Below are 22,417 nucleotides of genomic sequence, written 5' to 3' on the forward strand. Positions count from 1 at the left end.
ATTTAGTTATTATTGTTTAACAACATCATTAACGTTACTACTTTTACCCTCTTTAATTACAAGAACAAATGCGTCTGAAAATCCTGTGTTTCGAGCTTTAAGTTGCATTTTTTTTGCTTCATCAAGATTTGACGTTTCGCCATACATATATTTATAAAATTTATTCTCAGCCAACATTGAAATATTTTTCAATCCATTAAAATTATTCGGTGTTAATTCTAATTTTCTTGAACTTGCCGAAAGTTGCACTTTAAAAATAATTCCTTTTGCATCTTGATTAATTACGGCTTTTTTTATTGCCGGTTCTTCTATTAATTTAAGTTTCAATGAAGATGAAGTGTCTTTTATAACTTTTTCGATAATTTTTTGGGATGGTTTTTCAGCATTGTTATCTGAATTCCCGTTACCAAAATATTCGTTTTTGTAGCTAACGATTGCCTCTGCTATTGCTTTTGCTCGGTCGTTTTGACCTTTTTCAGATTCTAAAACATTACCTTCGCTAGGATTAGAAACAAAACCTGTTTCAATTAAAACTCCTGGCATAACAGAAGCATCTAAAACCCATAACGGCTCTTGCTTCACACCCCTAGATTCTATATTATTATTTTGGAAATTATCTTGAATTTTTGATGCCAAACTAATACTGCTTGTTAAATTATTTTCTTGAATTAATTTTAAACCTATTAATGTTTCAGGGTTGTTTGGATCAAATCCTTTATAAGTTTGTTTGTAATTATCTTCTAAAAAGATTACCGAGTTTTCTGTTTTAGAAACTTCAAAATTCATATTGGCTCTAGACATTCCCATTACGTAAATTTCGGTACCAGTAGCAGCAGTGTTATTATTGGAATTGCAATGAATACATATAAATAAATCGGCATTTGCTTTATTTGCAATGTTTGCTCTATCTTTTAATGTTACGAAAACATCAGTTTTCCTGGTATAAATAACCTTCATTAACGAATCTTCTTCTAAAATTTTCCCCACTTTTAATGTTATTGCAAGCGCAATATTTTTTTCGATATGCCCATAATGCCTTGTACCTGGATCGTGACCTCCATGCCCCGCATCCAAAATTACCTTGAATACCCCGGATTGACTGTAAGTGACAAAAGAAACTATCGTTAGAAAAAAAGTAAATAACACTTTATTTTTATTAAACATATGAATAAAACTATTTTAATTATATTTAAAACAATAGGGTATAAATTGATTAATTGATTATTTTTGACAAAAATTTATATGTAAGTTTGACACCTCAATAAACAAGCCATATTTTTACAAAAATAGCATTAAAACCTTTGAATACAAACTTATTTAATATCGTTTTATTATCAATTTTCCTAACAATTGGATCTGGTAAATTATATTCACAAGATATAACAAAAAAAACGACAGTCCTACCCGCAAAAAAACAAATAGATAGCCCCAATATTGTCAACAATAAAACTGGCAAACCAATTCCAATTGTGGAAAAAGTAGCGGATACCATAAAAACTGACAGCATCAAACCAAAAAAAGCATTTCTCGAAGGTAAAGTAAAATACAAAGCCGAAAAATATGCTAAAATTGAGCAAAAGAAAAAACTCATCACCTTATACGATAAAGCCGAATTGTACTATCAAGATATCGAATTAAAATCGGGAATAATAGTGCTGGATTATGAAAAAAATGAAGTATATGCCGGTCGAATTAAAGATTCTTCGGGAGTTTACACCCAATATCCAAATTTTAAACAAGGAGCAAACGTCGTCGAACCCGATTCGATTCGGTTTAATTTTAAGACAAAAAAGACTTTAATTTGGAATTCAAGATCTGATCAGGGAGAGTTTAAAATAAAAGCCGCAATTACCAAAAAGGAAAATGATTCTGTTTATTTTTTAAAAGGAGCTCGTTTCACGACATCCAAAGATGTTGATCATCCAGAATATTATTTTCAGACCAGTAAAGTAAAATTTATTCCCGGCAAAAAAGTGGTAACCGGTCTGACCAATATGGTTATAGCCGATGTACCCACACCAATAGCATTACCTTTTGCTTTTTTTCCAATGGGCAAAGAAATCAGTATTTCGGGAGTGATTTTACCAAGTTATAATGACTCTAATACTAGAGGTTTTTCCCTTCAAAATGGAGGTTATTACTTTGCACTCAGTGATAATTATGATTTAACGGTTTCAGGGGATTATTATACTAATGGGAGTTATGGCATGCGTTTCGAATCGGCTTATGCAAAACGATATAGCTATCGTGGTAACATAAACGTTCGATTTGAAAACTTAATTAATAGCGAAAGAGGCTACCCCGATTATTCGAAACAAAAGATATACAATATTCAATGGTCTCATTCAAAAGATTCGAAATCAAACCCGAATTCAAGTTTTTCCGCATCTGTAAATCTTGGAAGCAGCAAATATTTTAAACAATCTATCAACTTGGTTAATATTGGTTCAAACCTTAATAACACATTAAGTTCCTCCATTTCATATTCCAAAACGTTCAATTCCATCCCGCAAGTTAGAATGTCATTGACGGCAACACATTCCCAAAACACACAAACCGAGCAAATTAATATGACATTGCCAACACTACAACTTAGTGTCGATCGTATTTATCCTTTTGTTGGAAAAGACGGAGTGAAAAAGGGATTTTTCAAGAATATTAATTTGCAATACAATTTAAATGGAAGAAATAGCATAACGACTACAGATTCACTGTTCTTTAAACCCCAAATGTTTAGAGATGCCAAAACTGGTGTTGAGCATACTATTCCATTGAGTACTAATTTTAAATTATTCAAATATTTCAGTGCCTCGACATCCTTAAATTATAAAGAAGTTTGGTATATGAAAACTATCAAAAGAAGTTTTGACATAAATCAAAGTAAAGTGGTGGACAACATTGTAAATGGTTTTGATGCCTATAGAACCTACTCTTTTTCTTCAAGCTTGGGAACCACCATTTATGGAACATTTAATTTTGGTGCCAATAAAAAAATACAATCAATTAGACACGTAATGAGACCTTCCGTTTCTTATGGTTATACCCCTAGTTTTGCAAAATATTATGATACTTATGCTACCGATGCCAGCGGAACAATGACAAAAGATTATTCCAGATTTGAGGGAGGCATTTATGGAGCACCCGGCAAAAACAATTCTAATTCCCTTGGATTTGATTTGAGTAATACATTTGAGGCAAAAGTTACCGATAAGGATAGCACAAAGACCCAAGCCAAAAAAGTCATGCTTCTTAATAACTTGAATCTTTCTACGAGTTATGATCTCAATGCTGACGGTATTACTTCACTTGCTTGGTCACCGGTGCGGGTAAGTGGTGGTACACAACTATTTAACAATAAAATGAATGTCAATTTTGGAGCAACATTGGATCCATATGCCATAGATAATTCAGGAAAAAGAATTAATGTTTTTAATATTGATAATGGTGGAAGTTTGTTTAGAATGACAAGTGCCAACATGACTTTAAATTATTCTGTTTCAAACAAGGGAAAAGAGGATGCCAAGAAAGATAAAAATACACAAAGTCAAAGAAATGGTGGTCGAGCTGATGATTTATTTGGAACAAATACCGATTTAGGGGATAGCAAAAAAAGCCAATTTGGTGAAAGTGAAGATAAAGGTGAAGATGAGATTTCGGAGTTTTTTAAGTCAAAATTGCCTTGGGATATGACGTTTGCTTATTCACTTACTTATGGAGACAACAATAGAGAGAAAAAAATTATTGGAAATTCATTGATGGTTTCAATTAATACCGATTTAACTCCAAAATGGAAAGTGGGAGTTTCCACAGGATATGATTTCGTTCAAAATGGAGTAACATTCACACAACTTCGTTTCGAGAGAGATTTATTGAGTTGGAGAATGAGTTTCAATTGGACACCATTTGGAACCAATGCTAATTGGGGCTTCTTCATTGGAATAAAATCTGGTGTATTAAGCGATATTAAATGGGACAAACGAAATGTTCCTGACAGAAGAATACGTTAATTTAACCTATATTTGACTTTCCTTATCTCTTGAATACAACAAATTATTTTGGATATTATATATAAATAAAATAAAAACCCTTCTTATGAGTAAATTTCATATTTCCCTAATTTTTATCTTATTGCTACATATAAGCAATGCACAAAATAAAAAAACCATAGTGGCTATAAAATCTCAAGCCATATCGGATATAGAATCTTCCTATGATGCCAATAAAAAAACAGCCCTTCAAATATGGAATAATGCAGAGTTAGGGTATAAGGAAGTTAAGAGCAGTGGTCTTTTACAAAATATACTAAAAGAAAATGGTTTTACCGTACAATCTGGAGTTGCTGAAATGCCCACTTCATTTATAGGTACGTATGGCAGCGGTAGTCCGGTTATTGCAATATTAGCTGAATTTGATGCGTTACCAGGTTTATCTCAAGAGGCAATTTCCGAAAAAAAAACTAAGGAGGGTATGGATTCAGGTCATGGCTGCGGACATCATTTATTTGGCACGGCTAGTATAGCTGCTGGTGTAGAAATCAAAAAATTGATTGCCTCCGGAGATTTAAAAGGAACTATAAAAGTATATGGCTGCCCAGCTGAGGAAGGCGGAAGTGGTAAGGTATATTTGGTTCGTGCTGGTCTATTTAATGATGTGGATATAGTGCTGCACTGGCATCCAAGTGATGAAAACAAAGTTACTATGACTAGTTCTTTGTCCAATATATCTGCTAAATTTCGATTTTATGGTGTTGCAGCACATGCTGCCGCTTCCCCAAATAGAGGACGCTCAGCATTGGATGCTGTAGAAAGCATGGATTATATGGTAAATATGATGCGAGAACACGTACCCCAAGAAACTCGCATTCATTATGTAATCACTAACGGGGGGAAAGCCCCAAATGTAGTGCCTGACTTTGCCGAAGCCTATTATTATGTACGTCATCCTAGGAAAGATATGGTAAAAGCTATTTTTGATAGAGTAGTAAAAGCAGCCGAAGGAGCAGCAATGGGAACTAGTACAAGAATGGATTATGAAATTATTGGCGGGACACATGATTTACTAATCAATAATACCTTGGCACAAATTATGCAAACTAATCTTGAAAAAGTAGGCGGAATACAATATACTTCTGCTGAAATTGAGTTTGCAAAAAAGATTCAGAATAGCTTTGACTTTAAAGCGCCAGGCATTGAAACAGCCGCTTCCATCAAACCTTTAAAAAATAAGTCTGATGCCGGACAAGGAAGTACAGATGTAGGTGATATAAGTTATACTGTTCCGACAGTAGGTATTGAAACTGCAACTTGGGTTCCTGGAACATCAGCACATAGTTGGCAAGCAGTTGCTTGTGGTGGAACTGATATTGGCATCAAAGGATTAATGATAGCTGCAAAAACCATAGCCCTTACTTCCATCGATTTATTTAAAGATACTAATTTAATTACTAAAGCAAAAGAAGAATTTATAAATTCAAAAGGCGATTATTTATATAAAGCATTGCTCGGAGATAGAAAACCTGCTTTAAATTATAGAGACTAAAAAGGAACCTAATATTTTTTTTAATACTTTTAGTTTTTCTAATTGCAAATCATTTTTAAATAATTTAATTCCAAAAATAATTCCCGTCTTATTATGAAAAAAATAATTTTTACCGAAAAATCCCCAGCTCCAATCGGACCTTATAATCAAGCTGTTCTTAAAGGAAATACACTTTATACCTCTGGTCAAATTGCAATAAACCCAGCAACTGGAGAATTAGTGACAGCAAATATTGAGGCCGAAACGCAACAAGTAATGCAAAATATGAAGGCAGTGTTGGAAGCTGCTGGAATGACGTTTGAAAACGTGGTGAAAACTACCATATTCATAATGAGTATGAATGATTTTGGGAGTATAAATGCCGTTTATGGTTCTTATTTTAACGAAAAAACCGCTCCAGCTCGTGAAACGGTTCAAGTGGCTTGTTTGCCAAAAAATGTAAATGTCGAAATTTCTATGATTGCTGTGCTATAGCATCCAATAATAATTGTGCCGTTGCTTCATTAGTCGCCAATGGCACATTATGAACATCACAAACACGAATAAGCATATTAATGTCGGCATCATGGGCATGACTGGATAGTGGATCTTTAAAAAATAAAACCATTTGGGTTTTACCTTCTGCAACTCTTGCTGCAATTTGAGCATCTCCTCCTAATGGCCCGGAAAGCATTTTCAACACTTTGAAACCTGCATTTTCGGCTTTGCTTCCTGTTGTTCCGGTTGCAATTAGTTTAATTCTTTCCTGTTGCAAAATGGTCTGATTTTTATTCAAAAATTGAACCATATCCGCCTTTTTACCATCGTGGGCAATAATAGCAATTTCCATAAAAGTGTATTTTATATTTTATTTATTTGCAATATGGTAAGCAATAAGCCCATCAATCGGTCTTCTAAGGACATTGCCTAATTGTAATTCATATTTATCAAAGGTTTGTTGTAATTCATCCTTCAAATAAAAAGCTATCGAACCTACAAAATGTACCGGTACTTCTTTGCAATTATCATATTGTCTTATATAATTTTTTACAAAAGATTTCATTTCTTTGAAGATGATTTTTTTACAAAATTCAGTTTCTTTATGTTGAATCAGGAATTTTGCAAAAGTAGCCAAATATGCATTGGGATTTGGTTCTTTATATAATTTGCTTTTAACAAAATCCGGATCTAAATTGTACTCTTTTTCAAATTCAAGAGCCAATTCCTTTGGCATTTTATTAAAATAATATTTTCTAATTAATTCTTTTCCAAAAACATTACCGCTACAATCATCCATAATGATATAGCCAAGTGACTGTACTTTTTGATGTAAAACTTTTCCATCAAAATAACTACAGTTCGATCCTGTTCCAAGAATACTCACAATAGCTTTTTCACCTTTTGGAGTTGTTGCAAAAACTGCCGCGTAAGTATCTTCGTGAACAGCAATAATGGCATTGGGAAAATAATCCTGAAAAACTTGTGAAAGTTCAATTCTCATTTTATCAGTGCCACAACCCGCACCATAGAAAAATAAATGGGTGGCATTTTTTTTGTTTTGCAAGATGTCAAAACGATCATTTAAACGCTCAACAATTTCCTTACCATCAAGAATTTCAGGATTCAATCCTAATGTTTGGGTGGTAAACAATACTTTTCCTTCTTCATCTATTGCTATCCAATCGGCTTTGGTGGAGCCACTATCAACTAATAATCTCATCTTTATTTTGGATTTTAGAATTAGGATCCAGGCGTTTCCTCAAAGCTAATTCAGAATTTATATTTGGTTTGGTTGTTTCTATTAACGATAATACCATAATAGATTAAAAAAAATCCCGCACGCTGAAGCGAACGGGATTTTGTAAATATATATATAATTATTTTAAACCTGCGATATGCACGGATAAATCGATCAATTTGCTGGAATATCCATATTCATTATCGTACCAAGATATGATTTTGAAGAAAGTGGAATTCAATCCGATTCCAGCGTTAGCATCAATAATAGAAGTTCTTGAATCTGATACAAAATCTTGAGAAACAACTAAATCTTCAGTGTATCCCATAATTCCTTTCATAGTAGTTTCAGAAGCCAATTTTAAAGCAGCCATAACTTCTTCATAAGAAGTTTCTTTTGCAACTTTTACAGTTAAATCAACTACAGAAACATCAACTGTAGGAACACGCATTGACATACCTGTAAGTTTTCCGTTCAATGAAGGAATAACTTTTCCTACTGCTTTAGCAGCTCCTGTAGAAGATGGGATAATGTTACAAGAAGCAGCACGTCCACCTCTCCAGTCTTTTCTAGAAGGTCCATCAGTTGTCATTTGAGTTGAAGTTGTAGCGTGAACAGTAGTCATTAAAGCTTCAACAATTCCAAAATTATCATTAATAACTTTAGCCAAAGGAGCCAAACAGTTTGTTGTACAAGAAGCATTAGAAACGATTAAATCAGAAGCTTTTGCAGTTTCGTGATTTACACCCATTACAAACATTGGAGCATCTGCAGAAGGAGCAGAAATGATTACTTTTTTAGCACCACCTTTGATATGTTCATTTGCAGTTTCGATAGTTGTAAAGAAACCTGTACATTCAGCAACTACATCAACATCAACTTCATTCCATTTCAAATCAGCTGGATTTCTTTCAGCAGTGATACGAATGTTTTTTCCGTTTACATATAATTTACCTTCTTTTACTTCAACAGTACCGTTAAAACGTCCGTGTACTGAATCGTATTTTAATAAATAAGCTAAGTGATCCACATCAAGTAAATCATTGATTGCCACTACTTCTACATTGTCTCTATTATAGGACTCTCTAAAAACTATTCTTCCTATTCTTCCGAAACCGTTAATTCCTAATTTTACTTTTGACATTCTTTTTTTATTTAATCGTTTATTAATTTATTTTTAAGATTTAAGGTTTAATGTTGCTCAACTTCGAACTCTAAACCTTAAACCTTTTTTATATTGACATGATTTCAGAAACGCGAAGTAATTCCCTATCTATTTCTGTATGTCCTTTTATGGCTTGTTCCAATGGAGTAAGCTCGACTTTATCATTCAACATACCAACCATGAAATTTGATTTTCCTTCCAATAGAGATTCCACTGCTTTTACGCCTAACCTGCTGGCAAGAACTCTATCGTAACAGGATGGTGCACCACCCCGTTGCATGTGTCCTAAAACCGAAACGCGAACTTCATATTCAGGCAAATTGGCTTCCACATAATCTTTTAATTCGAAAACATTTTTACCAATTTTATCTCCTTCGGCAATAACCACGATACTCGAAGATTTACCTGCCGCCTTACTTTTTTTGAGTGATTCCAATAATCTGTCTAATCCTAAATCTTCTTCCGGAATTAAAATTTCTTCTGCTCCAGCGCCAATTCCGGCATTTAATGCAAGATGACCAGCATCACGTCCCATAACTTCTACAAAGAAAAGGCGGTTATGTGAACTTGCCGTGTCTCGTATTTTATCAATTACTTCAACCACTGTATTTAATGCAGTATCATAACCCAAGGTATGGCTGGTTCCGAAAATATCATTATCTATGGTACCCGGAATTCCCATTACTGGAAAATTATATTCTTTATTAAAAATTTCCGCACCCGTAAAGCTTCCGTCTCCACCAATAACTACAAATGCATCTATTCCCTCTTTAACAAGGTGTTCATGGGCTTTTTTACGACCTTCAACAGTCATAAATTCTTTAGAACGTGCCGATTTAAGAACCGTCCCCCCTTTATTAACGATATTGTGAACACTTCTTGCTCCCATTTCTTTGAAGTCACCTTCTATCATTCCCTGATATCCTCTGTAAATTCCTACACATTGTATATTATGATAAGCACAAGTTCGAACTACTGATCTAATAGCTGCATTCATTCCAGGTGAATCTCCACCAGAGGTCAGAACGCCAACTTTTTTTATTGTTTTTGGCATTATTTATGTATTAAAGTGTAAAATTAACAAACATTCAGCACTTTTATGGCCGTGTTTTTAATAAATTAGTATTGGGAGTCAAATTCAAACGTTTTCGTTAATAAGTTAATAAGCTATTGCAATAAAAAACACTATTTTGGCTAATAATTAATGATTTATCTAACCAACGGAATTCGTTTTCAAGAATTAAATTTCCATATTATTGATAATATAGTTATGGATTTAATCTTCTTCTGGAATTGTTCCTTCCAGATTTGGTTTTTGTTTTATGGTATTTGTTTTATTGGGTTTAGAAATATTAATGAAATCAGGTGATAAATTTGAATCTTGGTCCACAGCATCTGATTTTTTTGCTCTTTCTAATTTTTGATTTTTAAATATTTTATTTACCAATTCTTTAAAAGTATCAAAATCTACTTCATAAGAAACCCCTAATCCCTGGGTATAACCAATTCCTTGCCCAATATAATTGATATCGTTTTCTCTATTAAACAAGCGCAAGTTAAGTGTCCCATCTTCATTGACCCTGTATTGAATTTCAACATCTCCTATTATCGCTGTTTCGTTAATTCCTCCAAATGGAACCCCTACTTTTCCATTGATAGTGATTCTTTCATTGATTTTAGATGAAATTGTGGCTACAAATCTTCCGTCGGTTTCTTTGCCTATTCTTCTATCGGCAGAAATTACATTGAAGTCCATTTTGAATTTATCGTTGTCAGTTTGAATAATTCCACTAAATAAACTAGTTGCCGTTTCAAACAAACTTCTCGAAAAATCAGATTGGTTTACTCCTTCTGGACTTAAAAATCCCCCTGATGATAATAAGTACAACGCTTGTGTTTGTCTCACGTCCTTATCATTCAATTTGTATTGAATCTCCGATTTTAAAACATTACTAACCGTGGGAAATTCGAAATTAAAATCCGTCTCAGGACTTGCTAAATCCCCTCTAACGCCAATGATTACATTGACAGGCACTTTCTTGTTAAATGAGGAATTTTCTAATAATACCGCGGGATTTGCTGTTGTTTTATAAACCGCCTCTAAATTCAGACGTGCTTTCATGGGATCCCCTTCCCAAGAAATATAACCGCCTTTCTTTACGGCAAATTTCTTGTCTATGATTCCACCATATTTAAAATTATAGGTTCCTTCATAGGCCTGGAAATCGCCCCACATATTGAATTTTCCTAATGTATTTATTTTAAACAATAATGTTCCATTCCCTTTTCCTTTTATTCCATGTCCAGAAATTCGGTCTAAAATAACTTCTACTTCGGCATTTGGGGTAATATCAAGATCAAACTCCAGTTCAAGCCCTTTATAATTTCTTGCATTATCGACAATTCCCTTCTTTATATTGTACTTTTCTTTAGCACTCAAAAAATGAATAAAATCATTTTCACTTACATTTTCGGCATCATTAATAGGAATTTTTAACGCTGACCCTTTTTCTGATTTAGCATCAACTTTAATGAACAATCCATTTGTGGGCCCTTTTATGGTTGCATTGCCATTGATAAATACTGTGCCGTAATAAGCTGCATCTTCATGGTCTACAGTGTTTAGTACCAGTAATCTTTTTGAATTGATTGCTAAATCCAATTTCCAATCTGAAAAAACATTATGCCCAATACTTCCGTTTAAAATTCCTTTTGTGCCAAATTTTGTGTCAGTAAGTGTACTGTTTCTAAATATAAACTTTTCGTCGGTCAAATCAACAATTGTTTTATCACTTAGTTCGTAATCAACATTCAAGTATGGAATAGTCAATCCTGCATTGTCCACATAAAGACGTCCATTGATTCCTGGTTTTTTAAGATTTCCTTCTATACTTGCATTTCCTGATGCGTAACCTCTTATATTTGATAATACGTCTCCTCCTAGCGAGTTTAAAATTGCTAAATTAAATTTGTCGAATTTTAAATTTAAGTCCAGAATTGTTTTATTGTTCACGATTTCGAAATTCCCATTGGCATTGAAAGATTCTAAATTTTCATTTTCGATAGTGGAGTTTACAGTAAATTTTTTAAAGGATTCATCTCCAACTATATCAAAATTCAAGGTACCCAAATCAGTCTTGTTTATATTTAAATGATCTATTATTATCGAAGATGTGGGCTGGAATATAGCATTATCCTGTTTATAATTTACTTCTGCATTTACGTTTCCATTAAAAGTAAATTTGGGGTCTGCCGGGGTAATTTGATTTAAATCGACATCTTTTAAACTTATTTTTAAATCCTTGTATGTGCTGCCTTTTATATCTCCCTTAAAAGTTATTTCTTGATTTTCGTGGGACATTATTATATTATCAAAATTAAAGTTTTTAAAAGATTTATCAAAAACGATTTTGTTGTCAGGAGTTTCATGTTCGTTCAAAAACCATAAATAATCTTTAAGTTTTATTTCGGATTTACTTATCCCAACAACGTTATTATTATCCTTGTCTATGGTGTGATACAAGTTCAAATTAAAATAATCTTCCCCTTTTGAACCGCCTTTAAACTCGGATCGAAAGAACAAGGTGTCTTTCATGGTAACGTTTATCAAACTAAAATCACGAATCTTGTAATATTTTGTTTTTATGCTATCCAGTTCTATGTAGGCATTGTAAAGTGGATTTTTATTATCAATTGAAATTCTAATATTATCAAAGGTGTTATCGGATGCAATGATTTTTGGAGAATTAAAATTGAGTTTAAATTCCTGATTGTCCGAATTGATGTTTCCCTTGATAACGGTATTGGAACCAATTGAAATTTCCGGATAAAATATTTCGATAATTTTACTGTAAATGGCAAAATTAAACTTTAAAAATTGGCCTTTTTTTACTTTAATAGGTTTGTAATTGGTATAAAGACTTCCCAGAGAATTAGTTACTAAATTTTTTAATTGACTGAATTCATATTTACCTACCATTTCACCCTCAACGATATCAGGGGAATTTATAGTTATAGTTCGCACTCGATTTTGGTCGAAACTAGAATTTATGGCAAAATCATCAAAACTATAGGGTCCTTTTACATTTTGATAAACCGCTTTATTGATGAATACATCTCCTTGGAGATTTTCTATAGTATTCCCTGAAGCTTGAACCACAACATCTCCTTTGAAGATAGAAATGGTGTCTTTTACAAATTTTAATTTGTGTAAATCGGCCTTTTCGACGTTAATATGAAAATCATATCTGCTATCTTTTTTGGTTAAATCCAACAAACCATCAAACGTCATTTTCAAATTAGGGTCGTTTACCGAAATTTGACCTTTATAAATTGGCATTTTAAAATTTCCGTTTACCACCACATTATTATAGGTGTAATTTCTATAATCTATCTGGCTAACATCTCCTTTTATAGCTGTATTTAAATATTTCTCGGTGAAACCTTTACCATCAACATCTACATCCAAACTTACTTTTCCTAAATCTTTTCTTCCCAAAAATGTACCAATATCAAAATCTTCTAAAATTACATTCCCAGTGTAAGACGCATTATCAATATTATTGATATTGGACATTGCTAAAACCGACTGAATGTTTCCTAATGCAGTAGCCATATAAAAATCGGCATCAATAGAAGTTGTCGTGATTTCCGTTTTTCCTTTAAGATTAAATTGGCCTAATTTACTTAAAGAACTTGGTAATTTTTTTCCTAAAATATTCGGTAATAAAGAGGTTAGATTACTATAATTGGAAGATACTTTTTGGAAATCCCCTTTCATATAAAAATTCTGTCCTTTTTTTCCAAAAAGATTTCTGAAATTTACATTTCCAATAATTTGAGAATTTTTACTATCCACCAATTTTAGTTTCGTAGCGTAAAAATTATTCAAAGTTCCTCTGATAGTAGACGTTAATTTAAAATGCTGATTTTTCCCTAATTCTTTATAAAAATGATAGATATCATTTGTTCCCAATGAAGCCGATTTTATTTTGATATCAAATAAAACCTTGTTGACAAAATCCGAAAAGTCTTTTCTCTCATAATTCAAAACTACTTTACCTTTCAGAAAAGATTCTTTAGTCAATACATCAAGGTTTTCTAATTTAATATATTTCTTGGTATAAGTGAAATCGGAACTCATATTCTCAACATACAAGCCGCGATGATCCTTAAAAGCCATCTTCTTGATGTTAATTGTCACATCCGGACCGTATATTTGAAAGTTTTTTAATTCGGCATTGAGTTTAGTAAAATCTAAAATTTTGGGGATTTTATTGTTTCCGTCAATAAGAATAAAACGACCACTGCCGACATAAATATTTTTGGCTTTCATCAAAAACTTTTTAGCCGATGGCTTACCAGAATCAAAAAGCGCAATAAATTTATCGAGATTCGAGTCTTTTTCGCCTTTATAGGTTTTCATATTAAAAACCAAACCGTCTAATCGAATGTCACCAAAAAGCAAATCGCCATTGTAGAGTTTTTTAAAACTTAAAACATTGGTTTTTATTATTTTAGAAAAAATTAAAGTGTCTTTATGATGATCTTTAATCATCACGTTTTTGAGTTTTACACCTCCAAAAACAGAAATAGCAACCTGATCTACTTTGATATCAGTTTTGTAATCTTTATTGAGCATTTCTGTTATATATTCTCCTATTCTGGTCTGAACAATGGGTAGAGTAAGAGCAATACCAAGTACCAGCAAAAGTAGGATAAGTCCGACAAGTGAACGAAATACTATTTTTTTAAATTTTTTGATACCTAATATTGTTTTAAATTTGTCAAATATAATTCAAAATTTATGCCTTTTTATGCAAAATTCCGAGGTTTTTATTCTTGCCATCGAAAGTTCTTGCGATGACACAGCAGCAGCCGTTTTACTAAACGACAAAGTATTGTCTAATGTTGTGGCTAATCAGCTTATTCATAACCAATATGGCGGTGTGGTTCCAGAACTTGCCTCTCGTGCGCATCAGCAAAACATAGTTCCGGTTATTGATGCCGCGCTTCGCGAAGCAAAGATACGAAAAGAACAATTGTCGGCAATAGCATTTACACAAGGACCTGGATTGATGGGTTCGCTTCTGGTAGGAAGTTCATTTGCAAAATCAATGGCTTTGGCTTTACAAATTCCATTGATTGCAGTCAATCACATGCAAGCACATATTTTGGCTCATTTTATAGATGAAGAAGGATTTGAAAAACCTACTTTTCCCTTTTTGGCGCTAACTATAAGTGGCGGACATACACAAATTGTGAGAGTAAATGACTTTTTCGACATGAAAATCATAGGGAAAACTACCGATGATGCTGTAGGCGAAGCCTTTGACAAAAGCGCAAAAATACTAGGTCTTCCCTATCCTGGTGGACCTTTGATAGATAAATATGCCCAATTAGGAAATCCGAAAACCTTTACTTTTACAAAACCAAAAGTTCCCGGATTGGATTTTAGTTTTTCAGGGTTGAAAACAGCTATTTTGTATTTTATTCAAAAGAAAAAGCTAGAAAATCCGAATTTTGTCGATGAAAATCTGAATGACATTTGTGCTTCTATTCAATATACAATTATCGAGATTTTGATGGATAAATTAAAGTTGGCCGTAAAAGAAACTGGTATTAAGCAAATTGCCATTGGTGGAGGTGTCTCGGCAAATTCCGGCATTAGAAACACTTTAAAAGAAACTGAGAATAAATACGGTTGGAAAACCTTTATTCCTAAATTTGAATATACCACCGATAATGCTGCAATGATTGGAATTGTAGGTTATCAAAAGTTTTTAATAGAAATTTTCGAAACTTCATCTGTAGTTTCAAAAGCACGAATACAATTCTAAACTATGCAATTATTTTATAACCCAAACATCACCGAAACTACCAAAAATTTCTCTTTTGATAAAGAAGAAAGCAAGCATATAATTAAAGTATTACGTAAAAAAGATACTGATATTTTATTCGTAACCAATGGTTTAGGCTTATTATTCAAAACCGAAATTACTTTAGCTTCAGATAGTAAATGCACCGTACAAATTATTTCTTTCGAAAAGACAACACCTTCAAAATTTCATTTACATTTGGCAGTTGCTCCTACTAAAATGAATGACCGTTACGAATGGTTTTTAGAAAAAGCAACGGAAATTGGCATTCACGAAATCACACCCATTATTTGTGACCGTTCGGAACGAAAAGTAGTGAATACCGAAAGATTCGATAAAATTCTATTGACTGCCATGAAGCAATCTAATGTATTATTTCTTCCAAAATTGAATGAAGCGATGACTTTCAAGGAATTTATAAAGCTTGAAAACAAAGGTTTAAATTTGATTGCACATTGTGAAGAAACCGATAAAAAATCATTGAAATCGGTTCTGAAACCAAATGAAAACGTTACTGTACTTATAGGTCCGGAGGGTGATTTTTCTGAAAAAGAAATTGCATTGGCACTTGAAAACAACTTCATTCCTGTATCGTTGGGAAATACCAGATTACGAACAGAAACCGCTGCAATTGTGGCGTGTCATAGTGTAGTTTTTGTAAATGAAGATTAATGAATTTCAAACCTCAAAGGTTTTCAAAACCTTTGAGGTTTGATTGTTTTTAAAAATTATGAAAAGAATATATTACCTATTATTAATAATTTCTTTTGCTTCATTTTCACAAGAAATTGCCTTGGTAAAATACAGCGGAGGTGGCGACTGGTATGCTAATCCTACTTCGTTGCCCAATTTGATAAAATATTGCAATACCAATATCAATACCAAGATAAAATCCAAACCAGGATTAGTAGAACCCAGCAGTCCCGATTTATTTTCCTATCCTTTCGTACACATAACGGGTCACGGAAACGTAGTTTTTAGCGATGCCGATGTAAGTAATCTTAGGAATTATATGTCTTCCGGAGGTTTTCTCCACATTGACGACAATTATGGTATGGATCAATATATTAGAAAAGAAATAAAAAAAATATTTCCAAATAATGACTTAGTGGAAATTCCCGCAAATCATCCCATCTTTCAAAAGCCGTATCTTTTTTCAACTGGATTGCCAAAAATCCATGAACATGACGGGAAACGTCCACAAGCCTTTGGGATTTTTATAGACAACAGATTGGTGCTACTTTATACCTACGAATGTGATTTAGGCGATGGTTGGGAAGATCCGGAAGTACATAATGACCCTTTTGAAGTTCGCGAAAAAGCGTTGAAAATGGGTGCTAACATAATGAACTACATCTTTAATAATTGATTAAATATTCCAAGTCTATTTGGGTAAAGATATAATGATTTGATTTTTAACAACATATAATTTATTATTGGTATATTTGTTAACTATTCAACCAAAAATTAATCTTTTTAACCAATCTTTTATCATGAAAAAAATCCTTTTAACCGCGACCGCTGTCTTGATGTTTTTTTCTTGTCAAAATGAGGCAATTGATTCGACCACTGCTTCGACAAGTGCTATTGCCCACCGTGGCTGTGCATCACAAGAAGTTCTTGAAGCCCAGTTGATAGCTGATCCAACATTAGCCATTAGAATGAACCAAATTGAGGCTTTTACACAAAGTACAATTTCTAAATCTAATTTTAAATTAGTAAATGGTAAAATTGTAATTCCAGTTGTAGTAAATGTGTTGTACAAAACTACAGCTGAAAACATTTCTAATATCCAAATACAATCTCAAATTAATGTGCTAAATAAAGATTATACTGCCACAAACTCTGATTTTAGTACTATTCCTGTAGAATTTGCCGGCGTGGCCGCAAATGTTGATATAACTTTTGAACTAGTAAATATTATTAGAAAATCAACTACAAAAACATCTTGGGGAACCAGAGATGCGATGAAAAAATCAAAACAAGGCGGAATTAATCCTACTTCACCAACTACAACTCTTAATCTTTGGGCTTGTACAATAGGTGGTGGAATATTGGGTTACGCACAATTTCCAGGAGGTTCAACAGCAACAGATGGAGTTGTAATTGATTCGTTTTATTTTGGATTATCAAGTGCTGCAAGTTATCCTTATAATTTAGGAAGAACTGGTTCTCACGAAGTGGGTCACTGGATGAATCTTCGCCACATATGGGGTGATGCTTCTTGCGGAAATGATTTAGTTGATGATACTCCTGTTGCCAAAACTGCAAATTTTGGTGCTCCAACCTATCCTTATGTTAGTACTTGCTTACCTGCTCATAATGAAATGACGATGAATTATATGGATTATACAGACGATAGAGGAATGTATATGTTTACTAATGGTCAAAAATCCAGAATGGCTGCAATATTTCTTTCAGGTGGTCCAAGAGCCGCGATTGGTCAATAATTCTTTTAAATTTTTAGAATATAAACTCGCTACTTGTTAGCGAGTTTTTTTTATCTTTAGCCTCTAAAAAAGATAGATGATAACTTCAAAAATAATTGCAAACGGAATTTTAAAAGCAATAGGTTTTTTAGTTTTAGTTGCTATATCATTATATTTCTTATTTCTGATTCAATCGGTTCTGATTTATATTGTTGTAGCTTTGATTCTTACATTAATAGGAAATCCAATTCTTGATTTCTTGAAAAAAAGATTAAAATTCAAGCATACCCTGGCAACAATAGCCACACTTCTTATTTTTATATTATTTATTACCGTTTTTGTGATGATGTTTATCCCTTTAATTTCCTCTCAAGGACAAAATTTATCCCTTTTAAAAACGGCTGAAATTGAAAAAAACGTAACCCAATTAGTAAATCAAACTGCTGCTTTTTTAGAAAGTTATCATATTGACTCCGAACAAATGATTAAAGAAGGCAATATAACTTCTAAAATAAATTTCAATTTTATACCCAACTTTTTAAATACAATCTTGGAGACCATAAGTAACTTTGGAATTGGTTTAGCTTCAGTATTGTTTATTACTTTTTTCTTTCTAAAAGACGGATTACTATTTATTAATGGAGCCAAAAAATTGATTCCAGACAGTCAGGAAGACAAGATTTTAAATTCCATACATAAAATCAACCATCTACTTTCCCGCTATTTTATTGGTCTATTACTTCAATTATTTATTGTGTTCCTTTTATATCTTATTGTATTATTTATTTTTGGAATTCCAAATCCATTTATCATAGCTTTTTTGTGTGCAGTTTTAAATATTGTTCCCTATATTGGCCCTTTAATAGCGTCGATTTTAGCTGCAATTTTAACAATGCTGAGCAATTTAGGGAGTGATTTTCAAACCGAAATTTTACCTACCACAATCTATGTTTTAATAGGATTTTGGATTGTACAAATCATCGATAACAACTTGTCACAACCTCTAATTTTTTCTAAAAGTGTTAGTTCGCATCCATTAGAGATTTTTCTTGTCATCTTAATAGCAGGATTTCTTTCCGGCATTTTAGGGATGATTATCGCAGTTCCTTTGTATACCATTTTGAAAGTAATAGGGAAAGAGTTTTTTCCGGAAAATACAGTAATCCAACTACTAACTAAAAATATATAATTTTGGATTTAAACCTATTAAATCCTGAAATACAAAGCTTTATCAACGATAATATTGATACAACTATTACAAAATTAGCACTGAAAAAAAATCCATTTCCAAATGTAGAATGGATTTCAATCCTAAATCAAATTGAAGCCAAAACAAAAGCAAAACTTAAATTACCCAATTGGTTTGCCACCAAAAACATTATTTATCCAAGCAAAATTTCCATTGAACAAACTTCTTCCGAAAAAACAGCTTCTTATAAAGCTGGAATCGTTTCTGGGGAACAATTAATCGATTTGACTGGAGGTTTTGGCATCGATGATTATTATTTTGCAAAAAAAATAAAAATGGTTGTCCATTGCGAGATAAACCCTGAACTATCAGATATTGTAAAACACAATTTCGAACAATTAAACATAAAAAACATCAGTTGCCATACGGGTGATAGTCTGGCAACTTTGGCAGCATTAAATACAAAATGGGATTGGATTTATATTGATCCTTCCAGAAGGAACGATTCCAAAGGAAAAGTTTTTATGCTTAAGGATTGTTTGCCAAATGTTCCCGAATATCTTGATTTGTTTTTTAAATATTCAAATGCCATTCTAATTAAAACAGCCCCTCTACTCGATATTTCTGCGGGTTTATCTGAACTGAAAAACGTAGAAAAAATTCATATTGTGGCCGTTGATAATGAAGTAAAGGAATTGTTATGGGAATTAAACAAAGATTTTATTGGAAAAATAAACATAAAAACCATCAATATTTTGAAGGATAGGGAAGAAACTTTTGAATTTATTTTGGATGATTCTTCTAAAATACCAACGTATGGTTTACCCCGCAACTATTTGTATGAACCCAATAGTTCCATAATGAAATCAGGAGGATTTAATGAGGTGGGAATATTTTACAACCTGAATAAACTGCACAAACACTCTCATTTATATACTAATTCAACTATTATTCCTTTTCCGGGAAGGGTTTTTGAAATTGAAAATACAATTCCATACCACAAAATTGAAATGAAAACTCATTTAGAAAACAGTCAGGCGAATATTTCCATCAGGAATTTCCCCGATACCGTTGAAAGCATTCGAAAAAAATGGAAAATCAAAGATGGGGGAAATAAATATTGTTTTTTTACAACCGATGAAAATGACAATAAAATAGTTTTAATTTGCACTAAAATTAAATAAAAATGAAACAGGCAGTACTAATAACTTTATTCTTGATATGCAGTAATTTGTTTGCACAAAAATCGTGTGATTATAGCGTAAACGTCACCGACTCTTTAGGAACATATAAATCAACAAAGGAATATATGATTTATGAAAAAAATTTCGCGGGTAATACCAGCTATATTTTTTATACATTGGCATTAACTGATGGTTTGCCAACATTGAATCTGCAACTTATTCAAAAAAGTAAAGAATTTTTGAAAGCAAATTGTTTCGATAAAAATTCCAAATTATTTTTACAATTAGATAATGGAAAAATTATAACGCTACTTCATATTGATCAAGAAAATTGTGGCACAATGGTTCGAGACGATAAAGGCTATGACAATAGAATTCTAACAGGAACTTTTATGTTTATGAAAGGTTCTTTTGAAGATTTAAAAAGCTCTCCCGTTAATATGATGAGAATAAAATATTTGACGGATATGGAAGATTATGTTATCAAAAAGGAATTTCAATCTGAACTAGACAATCAGTTTTATCAACCCGAAACCTACTTTATCAATAATTTATACTGTATAGAGTAGTTAAGATAATTATGGCTGGCTTCGGATGCCAAAAAAGTCAAAAGGGATTCCCCCTATCCAAGATTTGTTTTGAATTGGAGTGTGAGCAATACGATGAGTGCTGATTGGTGTGCCGAACTTTTACAGGAAACCATAGACAAACATAGGGGCACGCGAGATTTTCAACACAGGCCAAGGAAGTTAGTATACCAGTGAGGTTCACACCAATATATTAATTGAACAAATGGAATTAAAGAGGCTGTCTCAAAATAAAAACGAGACAGCCTCTTCATTTTATTGAACGAATCTTCTCTTTTAAAAAATATTTATTCTTTAATCATCATCTTCTTCCTCATTATTTTCATTTTTTAATTCTTTGTTGATATATTTTTTAACACCCTTTTCATTAATTCTGTATTGGTTGTATGACATGTTTTGCAATCGGTATTATGATTTTCGTCTAAAACAAATGCAATGTTATGATTAAATGTAGAAGGTTTCCATTTGTTTAACCCGTGACAGGAAGCACAATTATTGGTTGAACTGCCATGGAAATTGTCTTTTGGATTTTGATGGCAAGCAATACAGTTATTTTTGGTAGTTTCTTTTATTAAATCATGATTAAATGATATTGTAGAAGTCCAACTTGCAGTAGAATGACAACTGACACAGGAGTTAGAAACTTGGCTGTGAAGTTTGTTTTTTGGTTGAGAATGACAACTGACACATTGATTTCTATTGCTTTCAGACAAAAATATGTGGTCAAATTTCTTTAACGACAGTTTCGGATTTAATCCTTTATGATCCGAATGACAGGATATACAATCTTGATTTTTGAGGTTTTTATGAAATTGAATTTTATTATTGATTGAAGTACTATCCTCTTTTTTATTGGTTTTTTTTCCAATATCAGATACTTTATGACAAGAAATACAATTTTCATTTGGAGTTCCTGAAAACGCTTTGTGACAAGCAAAACAATCACTATTCAATTCTGAATGAGCTTGATAAAGATTTCCAGGTGATACCATTGCATGAGGAAACACCAGGACTATTCCTATGATTACCACCGTTATAACTAAAAATATATATTTTCTATTCATTAGTTAAAAAATAAAATAGATATGATATGTATAAGTGAAAATAACCCTAAAAAATAGGTGATCGGCAAATGGATTTTTCTCCATTTTTTCATACTATCCATGGTAATTGTATCCCAAAAAATCTTTTTTGTGATTTCTTCGTCAGATAAACCAGAATTTTTCAATTTTAATTTTCTGTTTATCATAGTCTGATTGGCTTGATGTAATATATATTTACCAACCAATCCACTGGCAACATTTATTATCAAAATCAAAATGGCCAGCCATGGCAAAATAGAATGAACATGAATTCCGGCGTGGACCAAAATCATTATGGAGCCGGACAAAGCGAGGTATTCGTGAAAATCCAACAATCCTTTTGGAGTTCCAAAACCTATTAATTTTCTTTTCTTTAATGAATAAAAAAAAGAAATTAAAATGGTAAAAGTGCCTAAAAACCCCAAATATCTTCCAATAAAAACTATATCAAAAAAATGAAGTACAAAATCCAATATAATAGCACTAAAAATCATAATGGAAAACCAAAGAATAAAGGGAATAACGTCTTTTAAAATTATACCATTTTTCATCTTGTTGAATATGTTCGTTACATTATAGGACTATTTTTTAAGTAAAAACCCAAAACATACATTTTAAATTTATCAAAAATTCACAATATCTATTTTG

Annotated in this window: 18 protein-coding genes; 10 read left to right on the forward strand and 8 right to left on the reverse strand. The window is 32.4% G+C overall.

Features of this window, described 5'->3' with window-relative positions:
• Window positions 1-9 precede the first annotated feature (9 nt).
• Window positions 10-1,164 carry an N-acetylmuramoyl-L-alanine amidase gene (locus B2145_RS15550; RefSeq protein ID WP_349678075.1) on the reverse strand — a complete coding sequence of 385 codons (1,155 nt, stop codon included), beginning with the start codon at window positions 1,162-1,164 and terminating at the stop codon, window positions 10-12.
• Window positions 1,165-1,274: 110 nt separating this feature from the next.
• Between B2145_RS15550 and B2145_RS15555 the strand changes: the two genes are divergently transcribed.
• From B2145_RS15555 to B2145_RS15565, 3 genes are all read left to right on the forward strand, one after another.
• Window positions 1,275-4,007, forward strand: a complete 2,733-nt coding sequence (locus tag B2145_RS15555) for a putative LPS assembly protein LptD (RefSeq protein ID WP_291104509.1) — start codon at window positions 1,275-1,277, stop codon at window positions 4,005-4,007.
• Between the two features lie 85 nt (window positions 4,008-4,092).
• Window positions 4,093-5,538: an amidohydrolase gene (locus tag B2145_RS15560; protein ID WP_291104272.1), complete on the forward strand. Its 1,446-nt coding sequence runs from the start codon at window positions 4,093-4,095 to the stop codon at window positions 5,536-5,538.
• 93 nt (window positions 5,539-5,631) lie between these two features.
• Entirely contained in the window at window positions 5,632-6,012 is a 381-nt protein-coding gene (locus B2145_RS15565; protein WP_291104274.1) for a RidA family protein, read from the forward strand.
• On the opposite strand, the gene B2145_RS15570 is transcribed toward B2145_RS15565, so the two are convergent.
• The 5 genes from B2145_RS15570 to B2145_RS15590 form a co-directional block, all read right to left on the reverse strand.
• Window positions 5,993-6,367, reverse strand: coding sequence for a methylglyoxal synthase (locus B2145_RS15570; RefSeq protein WP_291104276.1), 375 nt, complete (start codon window positions 6,365-6,367; stop codon window positions 5,993-5,995). The two genes, B2145_RS15565 and B2145_RS15570, sit on opposite strands and share 20 nt — an antisense overlap.
• Window positions 6,368-6,385: 18 nt before the next feature.
• Window positions 6,386-7,237 (reverse strand): N-acetylglucosamine kinase, encoded by an 852-nt coding sequence (locus tag B2145_RS15575; RefSeq protein WP_291104278.1) that lies wholly within the window; start codon window positions 7,235-7,237, stop codon window positions 6,386-6,388.
• 157 nt (window positions 7,238-7,394) lie between these two features.
• On the reverse strand, window positions 7,395-8,399 hold the full coding sequence (gene gap, locus B2145_RS15580; protein WP_291104281.1) for a type I glyceraldehyde-3-phosphate dehydrogenase: 1,005 nt from the start codon (window positions 8,397-8,399) through the stop codon (window positions 7,395-7,397).
• Window positions 8,400-8,487: 88 nt separating this feature from the next.
• Window positions 8,488-9,474 carry a 6-phosphofructokinase gene (gene pfkA / locus B2145_RS15585; protein WP_291104283.1) on the reverse strand — a complete coding sequence of 329 codons (987 nt, stop codon included), beginning with the start codon at window positions 9,472-9,474 and terminating at the stop codon, window positions 8,488-8,490.
• A gap of 222 nt (window positions 9,475-9,696) precedes the next feature.
• Window positions 9,697-14,061, reverse strand: coding sequence for a translocation/assembly module TamB domain-containing protein (locus B2145_RS15590; protein WP_291104285.1), 4,365 nt, complete (start codon window positions 14,059-14,061; stop codon window positions 9,697-9,699).
• A gap of 175 nt (window positions 14,062-14,236) precedes the next feature.
• Here B2145_RS15590 and tsaD point away from each other — a divergent pair, with 175 nt between their 5' ends.
• From tsaD to B2145_RS15625, 7 genes are all read left to right on the forward strand, one after another.
• On the forward strand, window positions 14,237-15,259 hold the full coding sequence (gene tsaD, locus B2145_RS15595) for a tRNA (adenosine(37)-N6)-threonylcarbamoyltransferase complex transferase subunit TsaD (protein WP_291104288.1): 1,023 nt from the start codon (window positions 14,237-14,239) through the stop codon (window positions 15,257-15,259).
• Between the two features lie 3 nt (window positions 15,260-15,262).
• The gene (locus B2145_RS15600) at window positions 15,263-15,970 is read left to right on the forward strand and encodes a 16S rRNA (uracil(1498)-N(3))-methyltransferase (protein ID WP_291104290.1); all 708 of its coding nucleotides are present in this window, start codon (window positions 15,263-15,265) and stop codon (window positions 15,968-15,970) included.
• 58 nt (window positions 15,971-16,028) lie between these two features.
• The gene (locus B2145_RS15605; protein WP_291104292.1) at window positions 16,029-16,667 is read left to right on the forward strand and encodes a DUF4159 domain-containing protein; all 639 of its coding nucleotides are present in this window, start codon (window positions 16,029-16,031) and stop codon (window positions 16,665-16,667) included.
• 124 nt (window positions 16,668-16,791) lie between these two features.
• Window positions 16,792-17,748: a zinc metalloprotease gene (locus tag B2145_RS15610; RefSeq protein WP_291104295.1), complete on the forward strand. Its 957-nt coding sequence runs from the start codon at window positions 16,792-16,794 to the stop codon at window positions 17,746-17,748.
• A 76-nt stretch (window positions 17,749-17,824) separates the two neighbouring features.
• Window positions 17,825-18,916: an AI-2E family transporter gene (locus B2145_RS15615; RefSeq protein ID WP_291104297.1), complete on the forward strand. Its 1,092-nt coding sequence runs from the start codon at window positions 17,825-17,827 to the stop codon at window positions 18,914-18,916.
• A 2-nt stretch (window positions 18,917-18,918) separates the two neighbouring features.
• Entirely contained in the window at window positions 18,919-20,100 is a 1,182-nt protein-coding gene (locus tag B2145_RS15620; protein WP_291104299.1) for a class I SAM-dependent methyltransferase, read from the forward strand.
• A 2-nt stretch (window positions 20,101-20,102) separates the two neighbouring features.
• The gene (locus tag B2145_RS15625; RefSeq protein WP_291104301.1) at window positions 20,103-20,669 is read left to right on the forward strand and encodes a hypothetical protein; all 567 of its coding nucleotides are present in this window, start codon (window positions 20,103-20,105) and stop codon (window positions 20,667-20,669) included.
• Window positions 20,670-21,016: 347 nt separating this feature from the next.
• Here the strand turns inward: B2145_RS15625 and B2145_RS15630 are convergent, their stop codons facing one another.
• Together B2145_RS15630 and B2145_RS15635 are read right to left on the reverse strand one after the other, a co-directional pair.
• Window positions 21,017-21,751, reverse strand: a complete 735-nt coding sequence (locus tag B2145_RS15630) for a cytochrome c3 family protein (RefSeq protein ID WP_291104303.1) — start codon at window positions 21,749-21,751, stop codon at window positions 21,017-21,019.
• Window positions 21,751-22,320, reverse strand: a complete 570-nt coding sequence (locus tag B2145_RS15635; protein WP_291104305.1) for a hypothetical protein — start codon at window positions 22,318-22,320, stop codon at window positions 21,751-21,753. The genes B2145_RS15630 and B2145_RS15635 overlap by 1 nt, the downstream gene beginning before the upstream one ends.
• Window positions 22,321-22,417 lie beyond the last annotated feature (97 nt).

It is taken from the genome of Flavobacterium sp. UBA5153 (assembly GCA_002413745.1).
GTDB lineage: Bacteria > Bacteroidota > Bacteroidia > Flavobacteriales > Flavobacteriaceae > Flavobacterium.